16 protein-coding genes are annotated in these 17,516 nt (G+C 39.3%); all 16 read right to left on the reverse strand.

Features of this window, described 5'->3' with window-relative positions; all coding sequences use genetic code 11:
• Positions 1-129: 129 nt before the first annotated feature.
• The 16 genes from rpiB to ABES03_RS04365 all read right to left on the reverse strand — a co-directional run bounded on the left by rpiB (position 130) and on the right by ABES03_RS04365 (position 17,335).
• The gene (rpiB, locus tag ABES03_RS04290) at positions 130-585 is read right to left on the reverse strand and encodes a ribose 5-phosphate isomerase B (RefSeq protein WP_308083964.1); all 456 of its coding nucleotides are present in this window, start codon (positions 583-585) and stop codon (positions 130-132) included.
• Entirely contained in the window at positions 582-1,424 is an 843-nt protein-coding gene (gene tpiA / locus ABES03_RS04295) for a triose-phosphate isomerase (protein WP_430115457.1), read from the reverse strand. Before tpiA ends, rpiB begins: the two co-directional genes overlap by 4 nt.
• Before the next feature lie 8 nt (positions 1,425-1,432).
• Entirely contained in the window at positions 1,433-1,711 is a 279-nt protein-coding gene (locus ABES03_RS04300; protein WP_413310059.1) for a BMC domain-containing protein, read from the reverse strand.
• Between the two features lie 116 nt (positions 1,712-1,827).
• Positions 1,828-3,255, reverse strand: a complete 1,428-nt coding sequence (locus tag ABES03_RS04305) for an aldehyde dehydrogenase family protein (RefSeq protein ID WP_430115459.1) — start codon at positions 3,253-3,255, stop codon at positions 1,828-1,830.
• A 2-nt stretch (positions 3,256-3,257) separates the two neighbouring features.
• Positions 3,258-3,557, reverse strand: a complete 300-nt coding sequence (locus ABES03_RS04310) for a EutN/CcmL family microcompartment protein (RefSeq protein WP_430115461.1) — start codon at positions 3,555-3,557, stop codon at positions 3,258-3,260.
• 13 nt (positions 3,558-3,570) lie between these two features.
• The gene (locus tag ABES03_RS04315; RefSeq protein ID WP_430115463.1) at positions 3,571-4,299 is read right to left on the reverse strand and encodes a hypothetical protein; all 729 of its coding nucleotides are present in this window, start codon (positions 4,297-4,299) and stop codon (positions 3,571-3,573) included.
• A 5-nt stretch (positions 4,300-4,304) separates the two neighbouring features.
• Positions 4,305-4,964: a phosphate propanoyltransferase gene (gene pduL, locus ABES03_RS04320; protein WP_430115465.1), complete on the reverse strand. Its 660-nt coding sequence runs from the start codon at positions 4,962-4,964 to the stop codon at positions 4,305-4,307.
• 5 nt (positions 4,965-4,969) lie between these two features.
• Positions 4,970-5,920 carry a sugar-binding transcriptional regulator gene (locus tag ABES03_RS04325; RefSeq protein WP_430115468.1) on the reverse strand — a complete coding sequence of 317 codons (951 nt, stop codon included), beginning with the start codon at positions 5,918-5,920 and terminating at the stop codon, positions 4,970-4,972.
• A gap of 321 nt (positions 5,921-6,241) precedes the next feature.
• Positions 6,242-7,597 (reverse strand): aspartate aminotransferase family protein, encoded by a 1,356-nt coding sequence (locus ABES03_RS04330; protein ID WP_430115471.1) that lies wholly within the window; start codon positions 7,595-7,597, stop codon positions 6,242-6,244.
• 60 nt (positions 7,598-7,657) lie between these two features.
• Positions 7,658-9,124, reverse strand: a complete 1,467-nt coding sequence (locus tag ABES03_RS04335) for a CoA-acylating methylmalonate-semialdehyde dehydrogenase (RefSeq protein WP_430115473.1) — start codon at positions 9,122-9,124, stop codon at positions 7,658-7,660.
• Between the two features lie 491 nt (positions 9,125-9,615).
• Complete coding sequence (locus ABES03_RS04340; RefSeq protein ID WP_430115476.1) at positions 9,616-11,232, reverse strand: PucR family transcriptional regulator ligand-binding domain-containing protein; 1,617 nt, start codon at positions 11,230-11,232, stop codon at positions 9,616-9,618.
• Between the two features lie 88 nt (positions 11,233-11,320).
• Complete coding sequence (locus ABES03_RS04345) at positions 11,321-11,536, reverse strand: hypothetical protein (protein WP_430115478.1); 216 nt, start codon at positions 11,534-11,536, stop codon at positions 11,321-11,323.
• Between the two features lie 27 nt (positions 11,537-11,563).
• Entirely contained in the window at positions 11,564-13,036 is a 1,473-nt protein-coding gene (locus tag ABES03_RS04350) for an NCS1 family transporter (protein WP_430115480.1), read from the reverse strand.
• Between the two features lie 185 nt (positions 13,037-13,221).
• Positions 13,222-14,640, reverse strand: coding sequence for a dihydropyrimidinase (gene hydA, locus ABES03_RS04355; RefSeq protein ID WP_430115482.1), 1,419 nt, complete (start codon positions 14,638-14,640; stop codon positions 13,222-13,224).
• 23 nt (positions 14,641-14,663) lie between these two features.
• The gene (gene preA / locus ABES03_RS04360; protein ID WP_430115484.1) at positions 14,664-15,950 is read right to left on the reverse strand and encodes an NAD-dependent dihydropyrimidine dehydrogenase subunit PreA; all 1,287 of its coding nucleotides are present in this window, start codon (positions 15,948-15,950) and stop codon (positions 14,664-14,666) included.
• Between the two features lie 32 nt (positions 15,951-15,982).
• Complete coding sequence (locus tag ABES03_RS04365) at positions 15,983-17,335, reverse strand: NAD(P)-dependent oxidoreductase (RefSeq protein WP_430115602.1); 1,353 nt, start codon at positions 17,333-17,335, stop codon at positions 15,983-15,985.
• Positions 17,336-17,516 lie beyond the last annotated feature (181 nt).

The raw sequence follows: 17,516 nt of genomic DNA on the forward strand, positions 1-17,516 counted from the left end.
GAATAAGCTTCATCGAATCTGCACCGCACGAAGGAAATGCGATAGCATTTTCGAGGATCTTCGCGCCTTCCGCTCCAATCAACAGAGTATACATTCAACAATGATCTTTAATAGAGCCATTTCAAAAAATTAACGCCCTAAGAAACGGCTTTCTATTTCCATGATTTTCGTTACTCGACGGTCATGACGTCCGCCAGCAAAATCTGTTTCCAACCATGTTTTTACTAATTGCTTGGCAAGACCTTCACCAATAAATTGACCGCCGATGGATAGCACATTTGCATTATTATGTTCACGGCTGTTTATTACCGATGATAAATCCCAGCAAACAGCACCCCGTACACCAGGTATTTTATTTAATACCATTCCGCTGCCAACGCCGACTCCATCTATCATGATCCCTACATACTCTTCATTTGTAGCGACTGTTTCACCTACAAGGAAAGCGATGTCCGGATAATCTACTGATTCATTGGCCTTACATCCATAATCTAAATATTCATAGCCTAATTCCGTTAAATAAGCTTTTAACTTTTCTTTTAGTTCGTATCCACCATGGTCGCAACCGATTGCCACTTTTTTCATTGATTTTGTTCTCCTTTGGCAAATACATTTATAATTGCATCAAATGAATGTGCATGTAAGCTAGCTCCTCCTACAAGTACTCCATCAATATCTGGCATTGCACTGTACTCGGCTGCATTACTTTCATTTGCAGATCCACCGTAAAGAATCGAAATGCTTTCTGCTTTTTGTCCAATCATCTTTGTTAAAATTGATCGAATGTAGGCATGTGTTTGCTGGGCAAGTTCAGCTGTAGCAGATTGTCCTGTTCCAATTGCCCATACCGGTTCATAAGCTAGAATAAAATTGCTTGATGCAATTTCTTTCAATGCACCGAAAAGCTGGGTTGATAAAACTTGTTCTGTCCGCATTGAATTTTTTTCTTCTAGTGTTTCGCCAATACAAATAATTGGGGTAATGCCAGCATGAATCGCCTGCTTAACCTTTTGATTAATTAGTTGATCATCTTCACCTGCATATTGTCTTCTTTCAGAGTGCCCGATGATACAATAATCACAGCCAACATCCTTTAACATACTGATAGATGTTTCACCTGTATAGGCACCTTTATCTGCCCAGTGGACGTTTTGCCCACCCAACCCAATGGGTTTCTTTGATTGGTTGATAAAGAGATGGGCTGGATACAGGAGCTGTGTCGGAGGACATACAACTACTGAAACTTCATTACTACTATTTATATTTTGGAAGAATTCAGCAGTCTCAGCTAAATTTTTATTCATTTTCCAATTGGCAATGACATATGTTTGCCGATCGGTTTGAAGCTGTAGTTCACCTAGAGTCTGACCAATGACATCTCTTACCAGATTTTTGATATAGCTTTCAATGGAATGTTCCATCATGTTGCCCCTTATTCAGTCTTTGGTAGGATACCTTCTACATCTCCGTTTGGACGTGGAATGACATGTACAGATAGTAATGAGCCCACACGCTGAGCTGCTTCTGCACCAGCTTCTGTTGCAGCCTTAACAGCACCTACATCACCGCGAACCATTACAGTAACAAGTCCAGCACCAACTAATTCTCTTCCGACTAACGTTACGTTTGCAGCTTTTACCATTGCATCTGCTGCCTCAATTGCACCTACTAAACCTTTTGTTTCGATCATTCCTAATGCCTCTTGACCCATTTTAATTCCTCCTTTAGTTATAACCTCTAATTTTGGTTTTTCTTGTTTTTTTACTTTTTCTTCTTGTGAAGTGACGGTTTTTTCTTCTTTTGCCTTAGCCAATTACAAACACCCCACTATACGATTCTAAATCCATCAACTAAAACACAGCGGCGCTGGCGCGTAAATGTTTTAGCACTTGTTAAACCTTCACCTGTTGGGCCGGCAATGGTTAGTGTGGTGAATCCTTCACTTTCAAAGCCGAGTCCTGCAACAGATGGACCATTTTTAACAAAGATCGTCGCTTGAATTTCCTGTGCCATTTTTGTTAAGTTGGTAACATTTTGTGAGTGCATAATCGCTGTATGTCGGTTACCCTTTTCAGCAATAACAGCTAACTCAATAGCTTTATCGACATCAGGAACTCTTACAATCGGTAAAACTGGCATTAACATTTCTGTCATCACTAATGGGTGATCCTTTGTCGTTTCAGCTATAATCAACTTCACGTTTGGACCTGCTTGAATACCTGCAGCTTGTAAAATAATAGAGGCATCTTTTCCAATAAAGTCTCTGTTTGGATAAAACTTATCGTTTTTCTTAACAAGGACTGTTTCAAGTAGTTTTTCGAATTGGAAGCCTTTAAGTTCTATAGCCCCATTCTTTACCATTTCTGCCTTAAGGGCATTAGCCACCTTGTCAACAACAAAGACTTCTTTTTCAGCTGTACATAAAACATTGTTATCAAAGCTTGCACCCTTTACAATATCTGCTGCTGCTTTTGAAATAATTGCTGTTTCATCTACAACAACAGGAGGATTACCTGGTCCTGCTGCTATAACTTTTTTACCAACAGACATCGCTGCTTTGACAACAGGTCCTCCGCCAGTAACCACAAGTGCGTTTACCTTTGAATGGTTCATGACCTGTGCTGACGTCTCTAAGTTAGGTGCTGCCACAGATGTTAGAGTATTTTCCGGACCACCTGCAGCTACAATCGCTTGGTTTAAAAGCTTAAGTGTTCTAATTGAAACTTGTTTTGCGCTTGGATGTGGATTGTAAACAACCGTATTACCTGCTGAAATCAATGAGATCGAATTGTTAATGACGGTTGCTGCCGGGTTTGTAGAAGGTGTAATGGAACCAAATACTCCGATTGGTGCATATTCAACAAGTGTTAAACCATCATCACCAGAATAAGTAGTACTAACTAAATCTTCTACACCAGGTGTCTTATTTGTTGCTAAAAGAATTTTAGCAACTTTATCTCCGACTTTACCAAGTTTTGTTTCTTCTACTGCAAGCTGTGCTAATTCATTGACATGCTTACGGCTTGTTTCTCTCATGTTTTCAATCATTTGTCTTCTTGTTGACAATGGCAGTTTACGAAGTCTTTCCCATGCAACTCTTGCTGCAGCTGCAGCTTCGTCAACAGTAGCAAACACACCATCACCTAAGCTAATATCATTTTGTGGGGAAGCAGGTGTATCAGGTGTTTGGTTTTGACCTAATTGCTGAAGCACTTGTTCAACCATTTTTTTGATATCGGTTTCATTTATTTGCAAAATTAATTACCTCCTTTTTTAAAGGTTAATGACCCTAGTATTTCAATTTGATCGACAATCCCTACAATTGCCGCATCAACGGGGACACCGTTTGTAATTTCTGTTTGTCTTGCTGAGCTTCCGCTGACTAGTAACACTACTTCTCCGACGCCAGACCCTACAGTATCGATAGCAACGAGTGGTTTTCCGTCTTCCTCGATACTCTTCATATCTAATGGCTGAACAATAAGAAGTTTCTTACCAGTCAACTTCTCTGCTTTAGTGGTGGATACAATGGAACCAACTACCTTACAAATAATCATTGCGTCCCTCCTTTCAAGCGTCTGATTTCGTAATCACAATCTTTAATTCTTTTGCTAAATCCTTTGCTGAAGGAGTAATCTTACTCTTTACCGGAACAACCAATTCCTTTAATCCTGCCTGAAAGGCCTTTTCCACATGCTTCGCTAGAATAAGAGACTGCTTTTCTTCATAGGCAGTAAATTGGTGTTCCACCGTTTGAGTAAGCTTATTTAACGGTACCCATTTCACCTGGTCGACCTGAATTTGTCTTATGTAAGACTGTATGCGCTCCTGCACAGTATGTGGAGCATGAATTTGTTGATAAACATTTGGTTCTACCCCATTGCTTGCGATAACAACCGGCTTTCCAAGTAATTGATATTGAATAGCAACCCAAACTGCCAGTTCATCATCCATTGTTAATGCCAGCTTGGATATCAATTGATAGGAAGCAGCAGGAACAACAAGAACGGATGATTCCTCAATAATCGCAGTCAATTCTTGCTGATTAATCTCTTCCAATAACACAAATGGTCGTTCGCTAATAGTTGAAGATGAGGTAACCCACTCTTTAGATACAATCAATTTTACTTCGTAAGTATTAAGGAGCTGGGTAATCGCTTCCAAAACATGTGAAGGATTTGGTGATTGGTAGCCCAATAGAATAGCAATCGGCTTTTTCTCATTCTCTAGTACTTTTTCTTTTAAGTAAGCTTCGACCACTTGCTGGACTAATTTTTTAATCTGAGATTGAATATCCATCACCATCAACCCCCGCTCACTTGCACTGGACTTTCAATGGCCACTATTTCACCCAGTTGTCCATTTTTGATGTTTGCAGCATTTGCTTCATCAATATCGATATGCATTTCAAGTTTGTATTTTGGTGAAACACGAATAAGTACATTTGAAAATATAACTCCGCGTTCACCCTCGACTTTTACTTGAACACGTTCTCCGTCAGAAACACCAAAACTTTCACCATCACTTGTATGCATATGAATATGACGTGCTGCACAAATCAATCCTTCATTAATCGTGACTTGTCCTCGTGGTCCTTGGATAGTAATAGCGGCTGATCCTTTAATATCTCCAGAATTACGAATAGGCGGTTTTACACCAAGTGTAAAGCCATCAAATATAGATACTTCCACTTGTGTACTTCCTCGAGCAGGACCAAGAACTCGGACATTTTGAATCTTGCCCTTCGGACCAATCAATGTGACTGTTTCCTTTGCTGCAAATTGATTGGGTTGTGACAAATCCTTCAACTTGCTTAATTGGTGTCCTTTTCCAAATAATCTGTCCACATGTTCGGGTGATAAGTGAATATGCCGATTCGAAGCTGCTATTGGTATTTGCTTTGGTCGTTTTAGAGTGGCTTTGACAATCTCTTCAACTAGTACTCTAATTTTTTCTTTATCCATTACTGCTAATCACCTCCCATTTCGAGTAAAGCCTTGGCAGTATATTGGTCGGTTATGAGAACATTGGTATGCTTGCCCTTTAAGGCACCAAATATCCCATCAATTTTTGTATTTCCTCCTGCAATAAGAATGCCAAACTCTTTTTCCGCTAAATGGGAGAGTTCAATACCGATTGTTCGATCATTTAAAGCTTCATGGCTTATTCGCCCTTCAATATCAATAAATCTAGAGCATATATCCCCAACTGTTTTATTCGATTTGAGAATTTCTACATCATTGTCTAAAAAATAGCCTGCATGCATCAAAGTAGAGTTTTCACCTGGCTCGCCCACTGTAAAAATAGCAATGTTTGCCTGTTTCCCTAGTTCTAATATTTTATTGACATGCCTGTCAGCAATGATTGCTTGCTTGACAACAATATGGTCAACAACAGCAGGAACAGGTAAAAAATGGGGTGTCGTATGAAAAGCATTGGCTAATCCATTGATAATTTCTGAAGCATAAGTGTTTGACTCCGAGTAACTCACCCCACCATTAAGCTGGACAACAGTGACATCCTTCACGTTCTTAGGCTGCAAATTTTTCACTAGTTGAAAAAGGGTTGTTCCCCAAGTAATTCCAATGGTATCGCCGCTTTGGACAATGTCATTTAAGTAACCCGCGGAAACTTCTCCTAGCTTATCTTTTATCAGTTCATCTTCGTACTCAGGAATTGGAGCGACAATACAATGTTTTAATTGAAAAAGCTCCTTAACCTGTGCTGCGAGTTCCTGAACATCCTCAGCCGGATCACATATCTTAATATGAACAACGCCTTCCTGGACGGCTTGCATCAAAAGCCTTGAGACGGTGGGGCGGGAAATACCTAACTTTTTCGCAATGTCCTGTTGACTATAGTCTAATTGGTAATACAATTTTGCCACTTCAACAAGGCGCGAAATTTTTTCATCCGCCATAAGTACCTTCACCTAATCTTTAATAGTATGAAAATTTGAAACTCCCTTTCTTTTCAAACAAGTAAACGGTTACATCTTTGATAAAAAAAATATAGATATATGAAATTATGTAAATCCTGGATGAACATTTGCTAATTCAATTATAACCGATGCTCATTTTCTGTCAATCACTCTTTCGGAGTATTTCGACATTTTTTTCTCTGGATTACAGAATTGACCTGGATTTTTCCTGTTTTGTCCATTTCGTGAACATTTTCTTTCATGAAAAAAAGAACATTTGTCAATTACAAAATGTAAGCTGACAAATGTTCTCTTTATCTTCTAATTAAGTTTTCTAATGGCTTCAGTAAGTATTTTAGTGATAAATTGTAGATCCTTGTGTTCAATATTCAATGGTGGAGCTAGGGTTAAAACATTGTTAAAACCAGCTACAGTTGCTCCATTCTTACCGATTATAATCCCTTCCTGTTTACAATGCGCAATAACTTGATTGACGAGTTCTGTGTTCAAAGGTTCCTTTGTATTTTTATCTTTTACTAGTTCAATCCCAATTAACAATCCCTTTCCACGGACATTCCCTACATTGGGATGATCCTGGAGAAGATTAGTTAAATCATTTAATAACTGTTCACCTAGGTCCCTTGAACGATCAAACAGTTCTTCCTTTTCCATAATTTCAATATTTTTCAAAGCAAGTGCGCATGCTGCTGGATTACCACCGAAGGTATTCACATGACGGAAGTAATCATATTCATCCGAGCCTTTAAAGGCTTCATAAATCTCTTTACGGACGGCAGTTGCTGAAAGTGGTAAATAGGCGCTAGTAATCCCTTTAGCCATTGTAATAATATCTGGCTTTACACCGTAGTTCATAAACCCAAATGGTTTACCGGTCCGACCAAAGCCGCAAATAACCTCATCAACAATCAGTAGAGCTCCATGTTTTTCACAAACCTCTTTTGCTGCCTTCATATACCCGTCTGGAGGAACAAGGACTCCTCCACCGGTAATAATTGGTTCCATAATCATAGCAGCAATCGTCTCACTTAACTCCCAAGTCATTGTCCGGTCAATTTCTTTAACAGAGGAAAGTTCCCTTGCGTCTGTCACATTTGTATCGTCCCGGTAGGAATCCGGTGGTGAGACGTGGATGAACCCTGGTGCAAGTGGCTCATATTTGTATTTCCTTTGAGCCTGCCCTGTTGCGGCTAAAGCCCCCATTGAGTTTCCGTGATAAGCACGGTAACGTGAAACGATTTTATAGCGATTATGTTCACCTCTTTGCTGGTGGTATTGCCGTACGATTTTAAAGGCTGTTTCGTTTGCTTCCGACCCGCTGTTTGAGAAAAAGATGACGTACTCATCGCCAAGTAATTCATTTAATTTTTCAGCCAATTTTATCGCCGGAACATGGCTTTGTGAAAGTGGAAAATAAGCCATTTCTTTTAATTGTTCATATGCGGCTTCAGCCAACTCAGTTCTGCCGTAGCCGACGTTCACACACCACAGGCCAGCCATAGCATCTAAATAGCGTTTACCATCTGCGTCGGTTACCCATGAACCTTCTGCTTTTGACGCAACAATCGTTGCCTTCGGATTGTATGGCTTCATCGAATGCCAAACATACTTATCATCTTGTTCCAATAACGTCTCATTCGGTCGACTTGTTTGAACCATCTCGTATGCCTCCAATTCTTTAGATGGTGCCTGACACCAAAAGTATTATAAATACCATGTTTATGCATCAAACCTTGAAGTAATCATTTTTTTACGTGTATAGAAGTTTAACCCGTCTTTTCCATTGACGTGAAGGTCACCATAGAATGAATCCTTCCAGCCTGAGAATGGGAAAAAGGCCATTGTTGCTGGGACCCCAACGTTGATACCAAGCATCCCTGCGTCTGCTTCTTCACGGAACTGTCGAACCGCTTTTGCATTATTTGTATAGATGGTTGCACCATTTCCATACCTAGATTTTCGAATGTATTCCAATCCCTCGTCTAAGTCCTTTGCTCGTAGTAAGCTTAAGACAGGAGCAAAGATTTCGTCCTTAGCAATGGTCATATCTGGGGTAACACGATCAAAGATGGTAGGTCCTAAGAAGTTCCCTTCTGGAAGTGCATCCATCTCTCTGCGCCCATCCCTGATTAAATCAGCACCTTCAGAGATTCCCTTTTCAATGTAAGTGAGTACCTTATCACGATGTTCTTTACGAATGATAGGAGTTAATAATACCTCATCGTCCATACCATTTCCGATAATTAATTCATCCGCTTTTTTCTTTAATGCTGCTACAAATGGATCATTGTCTCCCACCACGACAACTGCACTACATGCCATACAGCGTTGACCTGCACTGCCAAATGTAGAACTGATGATATGTTGTACCGCCTTATCCATATCGGCATCTGGCATAACAATGTGGTGATTTTTTGCTCCTGAAAGTGCTTGAACACGTTTTCCTTCTGCTGCAGCACGCTCATATACATACTTTGCGACCGGTTGTGAACCTACAAAGGAGATTGCTGCAATATCCTTATGTTCTAGTAGGCCGTTTACCACATCGTGTGCACCATGTACTACATTTAACACCCCATTTGGTGCTCCTGCTTCAGTAAAGAGCTCGGCTAATCGATTAGCTAAAATTGGTGTCCGTTCAGATGGCTTTAATACAAAGGTGTTTCCACATGCAACGGCTAGTGGGAACATCCATAGAGGTACCATCATTGGGAAGTTGAACGGAGTAATTCCGCCTACAACACCTAATGGGTAGCGGAACATTTCTGAATCGATATCCTCAGCAATACCAGATAAGGTTTCACCCATCATTAAGGTAGGAGCGCCTGAGGCAAATTCAACACATTCGATCCCACGTTGAACTTCTCCATACGCCTCTTTGTAAGCCTTTCCATTCTCTTGAACAATCAATCTAGCCAATTCCTCATGGTTTTCTGTTAATAAATAATGATATTTAAATAGAATCCTTGCACGCTTTGGAACCGGTACGTTTTTCCACTTTTTAAATGCTTCCTTAGCTGCGCCAACAGCAAGATTAACGTCTTCTTTTGAAGACACCGGTACCTTTGTGATCACTTCATTCGTTGCAGGATTAGGAACATCTAGGGTTTGAACACTGTTCGAACTTACCCATTCACCGTTAATAAAATTTTTAAGTACTACTGTTTCGTTTTTTGTTACGCTCATGTTTTATCCTCCTCATTCTTCAGATATAATCGCAAAATTCGGTTAATTAATAACTTATACTCTTATTATCTCGAAACTACTTCCCGCTTTCATTAGACATTCCGTAAAACCTAAAGAAGTATTTCTTCGACAAAATGAACATGTTCTTAATTTTAAGGCTTTGTTAAAGGTGTCTGTTGATTTCACCGTATTTGAAAAAATAAAGGGAAGAATTCCCCTTAAATTGGGAAATACCCATATTTCCCTAAAAAAATAAGGGGAGTTTTTCCATCTATATGGTCCAAATCGTTGGATTTTGCCTTATTTTAGAGCAGTTAAAGGGAATTTCTCCCCTTAATTCGGCCTCTTAACCTCACTTTTTATACAATAACGGGAATTTCTCCCCTTAATTCTGCCTCTCAAGCTTACTCTATATACAATAGTGGGAATTTTTCCGCTTATGAATCTACTACCTACACAAAAATCAACAATGAACGATAACAGAGCCAATTTTAAAGTACTTGATTAACCTTCTTAGGCTGAGAGGCTGCCAGATAATCATAAACAAGCAGCATGAATTCAATGGCTACCCGCTTTTCGTGTTCCATAAAGTCCTCTCCTAATAAATTCTCAAGCTTTTGTAAACGATGATAGAGTGTCTGTCTAACTATAAATAGCTTATTGGAGGTTTCTTGCTTGGAACCATTACATTCTAAGTAGGCCTTTAATGTTTCTAGCAATTTACCATTATATTTTTGGTCATACTGTATCACCGGTTGAAGGTATTCAGAGGCAATTTCCTGTAAGTCAGTATGTTTACTCATTTGCGAAATCAGCCGATATAAATGTAAGTCCTCATAAAAATGATAGATTTGTTTATTTGTCATTTTTTGCTGAATTCGAAGAGTCTCTTTTGCCGTTTGATAACTCTTATGTATGTCATCGAATGCTTGAATAAATTTACCAGCAGCAATAATAAGCTTTGCAGAACTCTGTTTTCTAATGAATTCTGAGTCCTGAATGGAATCAATGGCCCTTTTAATTCGTTCCTTAAGATTTTTCTTCGGTCGATTATTTAGAAGAATAAAGGTAATTTCATTTCGTTTTTCCACAAAGATAACGGCAAAACCATTCTGTTCGAATACAGAACGAAATAATAATTTTAAATAGGTAACATCCTGACTAAGTTTGTCTTTAAAGGAAATGAGCTTGGTGATTAAGACAGCTGCATCACTCGATTTTGTTTTTATACCATTTTCTATTAAATATTCTTGTATGTCCTCAAGTGCATGCTCACCCTCTAACCATCCATGAAGCCATTCATATTCTTCCACTCGCTTTTTTTCCTCAACATACAAATCTCTTAATAAATGCTGAGCTAAAGCGGTTGCTGTTCGGTCTAAAATCAATAAATCATATTCACTAATGGGAATATCCTCTGAATAGATAAACAACTCAGCGTATTCTTGACCGAATAAAAAAATGGGTGAGGATGCGATCCATTCACACGGCTCTGTTTTTGTTTTTCCTAACTGGTTAATAATTGCTATTTGTTCATTGCGACTGATTTCAGGCACGAATTCATGCTCCTGGTCCTTCAATCGAAAGACGATTTGCAGATCTAATGCTGAAAATATAAATTGAAGAATATCTTCATATGTTTCAATTGTTAATAAGCGTTTATTTAAGCTTTGAGAATAATTCTCTAAATCAGATATCTTTTGATATTGCTGATTAATAATGGTCGAATGAAGATCCTGAGTGATTTCTACGAACGGTACTTCTTGTTGAAATACAATAATAGGGAATTGATGTTCATCTGCTAATGTAGTTACCTCGCCCGGTATCTCCGTAATATACGTTCCTATTTCAATACATAATCCAGCAGCCTTGTTTTCGATTAACTCTTTGACAAGTGAGACAAATAAACCTACATGATCCTTCCAAGCAACACCTGTTGATAAAATTAGCTCGTTACCATTTAACAGATTACGGATACTCGTTACTTCAACGACATGAACCCATTTAACAATTCGATGGATCCCCCCCTCACCTGCAATAACTCTGGCATGTTCAAAATGTTTCCTCTTAAAAACATCTGCAACCGTTAACTGAAAATGTTCTTTCATAGATTACTCTCCTTAAATATAAGAAGTGAATAGTAGCAAAGAAAGGATTGGCTCTTTCCACCAATCCTTTTCTTTCAAATGTAATACCTTAGATATCCTGATTCTGTTTGATTAATAAACTTGAAAAATATTTTCTTGCATTGGCTGTACCAATATGGAGTGTTTCAGTTACGTTTCCACTTGGATGTACGAAGTCAACAGAAGCTCCATTTAAATGCTCTCTCACACCGCTAATCCTGCATCCTTTTTGGATAAGAAAGTCAATTTTATCTCGTTCATCTAAAAATTGTTGATGCTCTGACATCCTATTCCTCCCTCCAATAAACCTAATTTAGTATAAATCTACATTATTAGGAATTTCTTCAATGACAGGTTCGTAGGTATTTTCCTCGATTACCCAATCACGCCCCACGCTAATTCCTAAGTACTTCTCATCACTTGGATCTTCAATTTCTGCTTGACGATACTTTTGGAACCACCAGTATTTTGCTAGGACATAATAGATTCCCGCACCAATTAGGAATCCTACTAAGAAACCATAATTCGGTACAAAATAAGATGCTACAGCTCCTATTACCCAAGCAATAAATCCAGCTAAGTTTACTCCGCCCATGTATTTATACTGACCTTTGTCTTCGTATAATTCTGGCACATTCACACGCCGTTTACGTAGCAGGTAATAATCAGCAAACAGGATACCGACAATCGCTGAAAGAATCCCACCTACAAAGAGTAAAATAGGAATAATAACCCCAAATAATGTCCACGGCTGAACGATCGTTCCAACAACTCCGGCCGTGATTACTCCTGCCCAAAATGGAAACTTCGGACCACCTACATTTGAGAAAATCGTTGCCGCTGGAACCACGTTTGCTGCAGTATTTGTAGACCATTGAGCTAATACAATCATTAATAATAAAATAGCTAGGATAAATCCGCCTGCTGCTTTTTGTAGTGCTACAACGGGATCATAATTTAATACAGCAATATAAGAAACGGCACCAATGATAATCATAAAAGTCTGAGTTAATGGCATTGCTATAAGGTTGCCAATTAATGAGCCTTTATTTCGCTTAAACCAATTTTTTTCATTAACAGGGGCTTTAATAAAACGAGAAATAGAAGGGATATCCGCACTTAGTGTAGCCCAAAAGCCCATGTTACTAAAAACAACAACTAAGAAGGCTGAAAAGGCTGCACCACCTGTAACTGGTGATTCCACCCAGCTCCAAACATCTCTTCCTGCAGTTGCTGCCTGATCCGATAATGTCACATACATCCATAATGAAATGAGGAGAATAATAGGGGCCGCTAAATCAGCAAACCGTTCAATGGATTTTATTCCAAGGGCAGTATTGACTAATTGAACAACAGCAAAAATAAGGAAACAAACAAACCAATTATCAAAGCCAAATAAAATATTTAAAATACCATTCATCGCTGTTGCACCAAAATAGGTATTTATACCAAACCACATCGATGCAGCTACGCCACGGGTAATAGATGGGATGTGAGTACCAATTGTCCCAAACGGTGCTCTCATATAAACAGGAAAAGATATACCATGCTCGATCCCAATATCCGAAATTAAAGAAATGAAGAAACCAATCGCAAGACTTCCAATCACAGTTGCGAGAATAACCCATGGCAATGATAGGTTAATAACCCCTGCACCGCCAATTGCAAACGTTGCAAGTACAACGACCATTCCTACCCACATGAACGAGTACCCTAATTTAGTAATCGTCCGGTCTTTTTGATGAATCGGTAATAAATCTGGTGATTTTAAATGGCTTTTTTTCATGGAAACACTCCTTGTTTCGGTTTAATTTTATAGAATGTAACATCCCAAAATTCAAACAACCGACAAAATTTCAATTTAAAATAATAAAAGGAGCAAACTGACTAAAACAATGGGGTCAGACCCCTTAAAGTCAGCCTGCCGGAGTGTAGTTCAACTATTGTTGGAGACTTGAGCTGTAATAGTTGTTAGATTGATAGAGTTTCACCTTGGTTTAGCGTAGTATTCAAATTATATCTTGCTCTCTTTAAATATTGGCCTGAACCTGGTTTACCAACAAACTGCTTGTCGCGAACAACATACTCCCCGCGGACTAAAACAGAAACTGGCTCACCCGTAACTTTCATTCCTTCAAAGGCATTATAATCAACCGCCATATGATGGGTTTCTGCAGATATTACTCTTTCAACATTAGGGTCAAAAATAACGAGGTCTGCATCAGCACCAATTGCAATAGTCCCTTTCTTAGGGAATAATCCGAAGAGCTTGGCAATACGTGTTGAAGTAATATCAACAAATTGGTTCAGACTAATTCGCCCTTTCTTCACCCCCTCAGAGAATAATATGGATAAACGGTCCTCAATTATTGGGCCGCCATTCGGGATTTTAGTGAAATCCTCCCTACCTAAATCCTTTTGCCCCTTAAAATCAAATGAACACTGATCAGAACCAAGTGTCTGAAGTTGGCCGCTCTTCAGTGCGTTCCATAAAACTTCCTGATTCCACTTTTCTCTAAGTGGAGGCGACCATACATATTTTGCTCCCTCAAAATTAGGTTTTTCTAAATAGCTTTGATCAAGAACTAAATATTGCGGGCACGTTTCCCCCCATACATCAAACCCTTTACTGCGTGCTTCCGCAATTTTTTCAACGGCATCTGCGCAAGATACATGGACTACGTATAATTGCGAGTTTGCGAGACCCGTAAGCTTGGCTGCACGGCCTGTGGCTTCTCCCTCGAGTTCTGGTGGTCTTGTTAGTGCATGATAAATCGGTTCTGTTTTTCCTTCCTCAAGCGCTTTCTTTGTTAAATAATCAATCACATCTCCGTTTTCTGCATGAACCATAACTAAGCCGCCATGCTCTTTCGCGGTTACTAGTGTTCGGAATAATGTTTCATCATCGGCTTGAAACACATTTTTATAAGCCATAAATACTTTAAATGATGTAATTCCTTCATCATTTATAACCTGTGGAAGTTCATTTAGGACTTCTTCGTTGATTTCTGAAATCATTAAATGGAACCCATAATCAATTACTGCCTTTTCTCGGGATTTATCATGCCAGGTTTGAATGGCATTTTTCAGAGGTTCCCCTTTATTCGTTAAACAGAAATCAATTACTGTAGTCGTACCCCCGAAAGCAGCTGCAATCGTTCCGGATTCGAAATCATCCTTTGTGACAGTTCCCCCAAATGGCATATCTAAGTGGGTATGTGGATCAATCCCCCCTGGAAAAACAAGACAGCCTTTTGCATCAATGACTTCCGCTCCTATAGCGGAAAGATTGGAACCAATTTGTGTTATTTTCCCATCTTCAATTAAAACCTCAGCTTGATAGGTATCTGTTGCTGTGACAATTGTTCCGTTTTTTATTATTTTCTTCATCAATTTTTCCCTCCTAATTTATTCTATTTTGCTACGTCTGCTTTGCATTCAAGTGCACCATTCAATGCAGCTTGGCGTTCATTCCAAGTCATTGGAGGCATTTCTCTTGGTGCCTCTACCATGTCTATAGCTCCATCTACGGGACATACAATCGAACAAAGATTACAGCCCACACAATCTTCTTCCCTAACCTTCAAATAGCTTTTTCCATTTTCGTCTTTCAGCATATCAATACACTGGTGAGAGGTATCTTCACAAGCGATATGGCACTTATTACAATTAATACAAACTTCTGTATTAATTTTTGCAACAATATTGTAGTTTAGGTCCAGGTTACCCCAGTCGGAATATCTTGGTACTGATTTCCCAATAATATCTGTAACTGAGGCAATCCCTTTACTATCTAAATAATTGTTAAGTCCCTCGATCATGTCCTCGACAATACGGAAGCCATGATGCATCGCTGCCGTACATACCTGAACACCAGTTGCTCCCATTAACAGAAATTCTACTGTATCCTTCCAGTTGGATATTCCGCCAATACCAGAAATAGGTACATTAATATGCGGGTTTCGTGCACATTCTGCCACCATATTTAAAGCAATAGGTTTAACCGCAGGTCCACAATAGCCTCCATGTGCTCCTTTTCCTGCCACATGTGGGATGGTATTCCAGGAATCAAGGTCCACTCCCATCAAACTATTAATCGTGTTAATCATACTAATTGCATCTGCACCGCCATTGCAAGCAGCTTCAGCAGTTGCTGTAATATCGGTGATATTTGGAGTTAATTTGACAATTACAGGTGTTTTAGCCACTTCTTTCACCCAGTAAGTTTGACGCTCTACTAAAGCAGGCACCTGCCCAGAGGCAGCCCCCATACCTCGCTCTGCCATTCCGTGTGGACAACCAAAATTTAATTCAAGTCCATCGACACCTACATCTTCCACACGCTTAACAATTTCATGCCATTTCTCCTGTTTTGGTTCCACCATTAAAGAAGCAATGATTGCATGATTTGGAAATCTCTTTTTAGTTTCGTAGATTTCTTTTAAGTTCACATCCAATGGTCTGTCGGTAATCAACTCTATGTTATTGAAGCCAGCAACTCTTTGTCCGTTAAAACTAATAGCAGCAAATCTTGAAGAAACATTCAAAATAGGGTCTCCTAATGTTTTCCATACCGCTCCTCCCCACCCCGCTTCAAATGCTCTCTGTACCTGATAACCCGAATTGGTAGGAGGTGCTGACGCCAGCCAAAATGGATTAGGAGATTTTATCCCTGCAAGATTAATTCGTAAATCAGCCATCGTAATTTCTCTCCTTTGCTTTCAAATAAATACTATGCAGATCCCACAACTGAAAATTGCTTGTGAATAGCATAAGCCACATTCTTCCCTTGTTGGGCTGCGGTTACGACCATTGCGTCACCTTTTCCTTTTCCAAACACAACATCACCACAGGCAAATATTTTCGGATTGGAGGTTTGGAATGTTTCCTGATTTACTTTTACAACCCCGCCTTCGTGTTGAAGGCCAAACTTATTAATGAGCTCCAGATGTCTTGTTTGACCGATTGCTTTCACTACTGCATCAACCGGTAAGACGTGTTCAGACCCTTCAATTTCAACTGGTCTACGACGCCCATCCTTTTCTGGTTCACCAAGCCTCATCTTAATACACTCAATTCCTTTTACATTCCCACCTTCATCACCAATGAGCCTTTTCGGTGCAGTTAACCATCGGAACTCGACTCCATCTTGTTTAGCAAATTCATACTCAAAGTCATAAGCTGTCATTTCATCTTCCGTTCTTCGGTACAGAATTTTAACGTTTTCTGCCCCTAATCGGACAGAGCAAGTGGCACCGTCAATCGCAGTATTTCCAGCACCAATAACGACTACTCTTTTACCCACAAAGTCTTTGGATAGTTGCCCGCTTTTAGTGGTCTTGACAAATTCAATAGCATCATAGACACCATTTAAATCTTCTCCATCAATACCAAGGTTCGGTACATGAGCCATACCAACTGCTAAAATGACATAGTCATAGTTTTCAGCGATTTCTTCAACGGAGACATCTATTCCAACCGCGGTATTGGTTTTTATTTTTACATTTAATTTTTCTACTTGTTCTACTTCCCAGAAGGAAATCGTTTGAGGTAAGCGGAAGGAGACGATACCGTAAGTGTTTAATCCACCCGCTTTGTCTGCAGCTTCAAATATGGTCACGTCATATCCTAATCTAGCTAATTCTCTAGCCGCTGATAATCCAGCAGGTCCACCACCAATTACGGCTACTGTAAGACCATTTGAGTCACCTGGCCGGAAAAGTGTTTGTTCATTTCTAATAGCCCAATCTGTCGCATACCTTTGCAGATTGCCAATCATTATTGGTTTTGTTGAATGATTTAGGACACAAGCTCCTTCACAAAGTTCTTCTGTGGGACAAACTCTTGAACAACTTGCACCTACTGGATTTGAAGACATAATGGTTTTTGCTGAGCCAAGTAAGTTTCCTGAGGCAATTTTTTTAATAAAGGTTGGAATATCAATCCCTGTTGGACAGGCTTTAATACATGGGGCGTCATAGCAATAGAGGCATCGATTGGATTCTTCAACCGCTTCATTGTTTGTTAGACCTTGTTCCACCTCTAAAAAATTCTTTTCAAGGTCGGAAAAGGATATACGCTGCATTTTATCGTTTGGCAAAGAGAAGTCCTCCTTTAACATATAAAATTCATTTCCAATTACATTAAATATAATCGGAAAGTAAAAAAATGAAAGCGCTTTAAAAAGATTGTTCTTTTGTAATGGATTTTGGAATATAACCAGCCTCCTTCTCCTTACGTATACATTTTGCAGAAAATTCTGCATC

Source organism: Neobacillus rhizosphaerae, from assembly GCF_050477885.1.
GTDB lineage: Bacteria > Bacillota > Bacilli > Bacillales > Cytobacillaceae > Neobacillus > Neobacillus rhizosphaerae_A.

Bases quoted from the DNA above. Each gene is read 5' to 3' on its own strand.
- ABES03_RS04365 (WP_430115602.1), bottom strand. From the start codon at position 17,335: ATGCAGCGTATATCCTTTTCCGACCTTGAAAAGAATTTTTTAGAGGTG.
- tpiA (WP_430115457.1), bottom strand. From the start codon at position 1,424: ATGATGGAACATTCCATTGAAAGCTATATCAAAAATCTGGTAAGAGAT.
- pduL (WP_430115465.1), bottom strand. From the start codon at position 4,964: ATGGATAAAGAAAAAATTAGAGTACTAGTTGAAGAGATTGTCAAAGCC.
- ABES03_RS04345 (WP_430115478.1), bottom strand. From the start codon at position 11,536: ATGTCAGAGCATCAACAATTTTTAGATGAACGAGATAAAATTGACTTT.
- ABES03_RS04350 (WP_430115480.1), bottom strand. From the start codon at position 13,036: ATGAAAAAAAGCCATTTAAAATCACCAGATTTATTACCGATTCATCAA.
- ABES03_RS04325 (WP_430115468.1), bottom strand. From the start codon at position 5,920: ATGGCGGATGAAAAAATTTCGCGCCTTGTTGAAGTGGCAAAATTGTAT.
- rpiB (WP_308083964.1), bottom strand. From the start codon at position 585: ATGAAAAAAGTGGCAATCGGTTGCGACCATGGTGGATACGAACTAAAA.
- ABES03_RS04340 (WP_430115476.1), bottom strand. From the start codon at position 11,232: ATGAAAGAACATTTTCAGTTAACGGTTGCAGATGTTTTTAAGAGGAAA.
- ABES03_RS04310 (WP_430115461.1), bottom strand. From the start codon at position 3,557: ATGATTATTTGTAAGGTAGTTGGTTCCATTGTATCCACCACTAAAGCA.
- ABES03_RS04300 (WP_413310059.1), bottom strand. From the start codon at position 1,711: ATGGGTCAAGAGGCATTAGGAATGATCGAAACAAAAGGTTTAGTAGGT.
- ABES03_RS04330 (WP_430115471.1), bottom strand. From the start codon at position 7,597: ATGGTTCAAACAAGTCGACCGAATGAGACGTTATTGGAACAAGATGAT.
- ABES03_RS04315 (WP_430115463.1), bottom strand. From the start codon at position 4,299: ATGGATATTCAATCTCAGATTAAAAAATTAGTCCAGCAAGTGGTCGAA.
- hydA (WP_430115482.1), bottom strand. From the start codon at position 14,640: ATGAAGAAAATAATAAAAAACGGAACAATTGTCACAGCAACAGATACC.
- ABES03_RS04335 (WP_430115473.1), bottom strand. From the start codon at position 9,124: ATGAGCGTAACAAAAAACGAAACAGTAGTACTTAAAAATTTTATTAAC.
- preA (WP_430115484.1), bottom strand. From the start codon at position 15,950: ATGGCTGATTTACGAATTAATCTTGCAGGGATAAAATCTCCTAATCCA.